Raw genomic sequence first — 4,177 nt, 5'->3', positions numbered from 1 at the left:
CCTGGGCCACCGTGCGGGCACAGCCGGGCGGCGTGCTGCGCACCGACTACGGCGTGCTGGTCGGCAGCAAGGCCGCGGTGATGGAGGTGTTCCTCGATCCCCGGCAGCACTACTCGGTGCACGGCTACGGCGAGCGCATGCGCGCCTCGGTCGGCCTGGGCTACCTCGGCCAGGACGGCGACACCGGCCACGCCAGCACGGCGCCGGCCGTCAATGCGGCCGTCGAGCAGATCCGCGAGGACCAGGCCTACGACGAGACCTACCGCCTCACCACCCAGCTGCTGCACACCCTGCGCACGGCACTGCCGGCGCCGGAAGCCGCCGCCGGCGTGCCGGTCGATCTGCCGGAGCTGTGCGAGACCGTGCTGGGGCAGCTCTGCACACTGTGGTTCGGCCTGCCAGACCCGGCGGGCAACTACATGACCGTCGGCCCGTGGAGCACGGAGTCACACACCACGCCCACCTGCCCCGGGCACTTCGTCTCGGCCTCGAAGTTCGTCTTCTCGCCGCGTCCCAGCGAGTCGGTGCGCCAGCATGGCCGCCACCAGGGCCGCCTGCTGCGCGAGATGGTGACCGAGTTCCTGCGTCTGGCACCGCCCGAGGCCTTCGGTCCGCTGACCCGGGAGATCGTGCAGGCCCTCGGCGACGGCCAGGTCACCGCTGCCAATGCGGATCTGCTCGGCCGCACCGTCACCGGCATCATGCTGGGCTTCGGTCCGACCGTGCTGGGCAACCTGCGCACCGTCCTCTACCGCTGGGTGAGCGACCGCAGCCTGTGGGACCTGCAGGCCGCGCTGCGCGACGCCGACGGCCCGGCGCCCCACAGCTACATGCTCGCCAACGCCACACTGCGCAGGCCGCTGGTGGACGCCCTGCTGGCCCGCCCGACCCCGGAAGTGGTCTGGCGCACGGCGCGCGAGGACCACACGCTGGCGGGCCTCGACATCCGCGAAGGCGACCGCCTGATCGTCGGCATCGCCTCGGCCACCCAGGCGGATCTGGCGGCAGGGGTGCGTGACATCTACACCGTCTTCGGCGGCAGCCGCACGCCCGGCGACTGGCCAGGCGACACCGCGCCGCTGCACGCCTGCCCGGGCCTGAGCATGGGCATCGGCGTGATGCTCGGGCTGTTCGGCGCCCTGCTGGACGCGGGCACCCTGCGCGCCACCGCATCGCCGAACACGCTGGTGCTCACCGGATGAGCGTGCGCAGCGCCCGGGCCTGTGCCAGGTGCCACGGCATGGCCATCGCCTCGAACGCCGCCTCGGCCGGGTCGAGCCATTGCCGAGCACGTGCCGGCGCGTCGAAGGTCCAGGCGACCCGGGCGGCGGTCCACTGCGTCACCGCGCGTTCATGGGCGGAGTCGCGGACGTGCGCCACGCGCAGGGCCTGCGCCAGCCCGCGCTCGGCACGGGCCTGGTCACCGGACATCGCCGCCGACCAGGCCATGGCACGCGCCGCCATCGCCCCGCCCAGCAGGTCGCGCCGGCGCCCGCGCTGCAACGCCCGCGCGGCGTGGACCCGCGCTTCAGACACCCGGCCCACGCCGACCAGACCGTCCGTCAGCCAACCGTGGTTGAGCGACTCGAACAACCCGCCCTCGCGCGGCGCCAGCCACGCCGTGGCATCGACCACGCCCTGCAGCGCTGCATCCGATCCGTCGAGCATCCACTGCGCGTAGCCACCAGCCGCCCGGCTCATCGAGAACGAGAACAGGCTGCGCACCTGCTCGCCGATCCGGTAGGCCTCGGCCGCCGTCTGGCGAGCCTCCTCCCAGCGCCCCTGCCACAGCAACACAGCCGCCCGCCAGCCCCGGATCGACGCACCGACCTCGTGCACCGTGTCACGCACGACATCGAGTGCCTCGTCGAACAGGGCACTGGCCTGGACAAAATCACCCCGATCTCCCTGCACCGCCGCCAGACAGGTCAGCGTGTAGGCCAGCCCGACCGCGAGCCGGTTGCCGGAGCGGTGGTGGCGCTTGATGTCGGACGCCTCGCGCAGCAGGCTGATCGCCGGCGCGTAGTCCGCCGACGACGCCAGCGCTTGCCCGAGCGTGGCGCAGATCTGCACCTCCAGCGGTCCATCGCCGACCTGGCGGGCCAGCGCCAGCGCCCGCTCGCCGTGGATCACGCAGACACGCGATTCGCCCAATGCGTAGTGTAGATAGGCCAGCCAGTAGAGCGCCTTGGCCTGCACACCGGCGTCGCCGAGGACTTCCGCCAGTTCCACCGCACGCCGGAACAGCACCAGATCCTGCCGCGATGCATCGAACACGCAGGCCAGCGCGAGACGCTGCGACAGGCGGATCCAGTAGAGCTGCAGCGCGCGTGACGAAGGCAGCTGGTCGAGCGCGACCAGCGCAGCACGGTACTGCAGCCGGGCGCGGTCCAGCGACGAGGCCGCCAAGGCCTTGTCGCCGGCCAGCTCCGCGAACCGGGCAGCCAGCTCGGTCTGACCGGCCGCTCCGTAGTGGTAGGCCAGCACCTCCAGCGACTCGTCCGAATCGCCCGGCGGGCGGTGCTGCTGGATGGCCTGGGCGATGCGCAGGTGCATCGCGCGGCGCTCGTGCATGCCGACCGAGTCGTAGATCACGTCCCGGGTGATGCCATGCTTGAAGCGCAGCGTCTGGGCCCGTTCGCCGGGGAAGATGAAGTCGAACTCGGCCAGCGCCCGCACCAGCGGGTGGTCTGCGCCGCAGCCGGTGACCACCTCCAGCAGCCAGGTCGGCACGACATTGCCGATGACGGCCGCAGCCCGCAGCAGCTCGATCTGGGCCGCCGGCAGTCGCGACAGCCGCGACTCGATCAGGATGTCCAGCCATGCCGCACCGCCATGCGGGCGCCCGACCGGGTGCTCGCCATCCGCCTGCGCCATCGAGTGGCACAGCTCCTCGATGAACAATGGATTGCCACCCGCGTAGCGCTGGATGTTGGCCGCCTCGAACGGGTCGATGCCAGGCAGCAGGTGCTGGACCGTCTGCACGGCTTCGGCATCACTGAACGGCGGCAACTGCAGCGCCTCGGCACCGAGCAGGTTGAGGTCGGACGGTGCCAGCTCGCGGGCCGTGATCAGCACCAGGATCGGCCGTCCTTCGATCGCCCGCACGGCGGTCAATGCCTGGCGCGACGCCTCGTCGGCCCACTGCCAGTCGTCCAGCATCAACACCAGCGGCTGGCGCGCGGCCAGTGCAGCGAACACATCACACAAGGCCGAGATCAGCGCGTCGGCCACCAGCCGCCGCGGCGGCGTGCCGAACACCGCCGCCGGATCGGGCAGCGACAGCGCACGCAGCAACACCGCCCGGTGCACGGCGAGCGCCGGGTCGATCTCGTCAAGCCGGCGTTCGATCTCCGCGACAGCCAGGGCCGGAACCTGGCCATGGCTCAGAGCGAACAGCTCGCGCAGCACCTGCAGGAAGGGCTGGAACGGTTCAGCGCTCGCCGCGCTCTCGCAGTCGCCGCGCACCACGCGACACGCCAAAGGCCTCTGGCGCGCCAGGAACTCCTCGACCAGTCGCGTCTTGCCGACGCCAGCCGCCCCCAGCACCGGGATGCAGTGCAGATGGCCTGGTCGCGTCTGCGCGAACCGCTGCTCCAGCACCTCCAGCACGTCACTGCGGCCGATGAAGGGCAACAGCCCGCGTCGGCGCCGGGCCTGCTGACGGCCTGTTTCGCCAGCGCGTCCGAGGATGCGGTAGGCCGACAGCGGCTCGGCTCGGCCCTTGACCTGCACATACAGCAGCGGGCTGGTCTCGAAATAACGGAACTCCGGCCCGAGCGTCTCCTCGCTGACCAGGATCTCGTCCCGGCCGGCCTCGTCCGACAGCCGGGAGGCGAGGTTCGGCACGGTGCCCAGCAGCTCGAAGCGGCCCCGCACCAGATCCCCATCGTCGATCAGCACCAGCCCGGAATGGATGCCCGAGTGCAGCGCCAGCGAGGCGCGCGTTCCTGTGCCGATCTCCGGCGCCATCGCCCGCACGACCGCGTGCAGCTCCAGCACCGCCTGCGTCGCGCAGCGGGCGTCGTCCTCGCCCGTCGCCGGATAGCCGAAGATCACCAGCGCGCCGTCCCCCTGGATGCGCACGACCGTACCGCCGTGCCGGCCCAGCACCTCGGTGTAGGCCTGCCGCAGGTCGGCCAGCATCGCCGCGTACCACTCGGCTTCCATCCTGTCT

Annotated in this window: 2 protein-coding genes; one reads left to right on the top strand and one right to left on the bottom strand. The window is 71.8% G+C overall.

All coding sequences use genetic code 11. The features are described 5' to 3' along the window. On the top strand, nt 1-1,202 hold a 1,202-nt coding region (locus tag AB3X43_RS01480), incomplete at its 5' end, for a hypothetical protein (protein ID WP_369428122.1). On the opposite strand, the gene AB3X43_RS01475 is transcribed toward AB3X43_RS01480, so the two are convergent. Further along, nucleotides 1,192-4,177: ATP-binding protein (locus AB3X43_RS01475; RefSeq protein WP_369428121.1), on the bottom strand; the 2,986-nt coding region annotated here is incomplete at its 5' end. The two genes, AB3X43_RS01480 and AB3X43_RS01475, sit on opposite strands and share 11 nt — an antisense overlap.

This window comes from Sphaerotilus sp. (assembly GCF_041083715.1).
In the GTDB taxonomy this organism is placed as follows: domain Bacteria; phylum Pseudomonadota; class Gammaproteobacteria; order Burkholderiales; family Burkholderiaceae_C; genus Sphaerotilus.
This window is presented reverse-complemented; position numbering and strand designations above follow the sequence as displayed.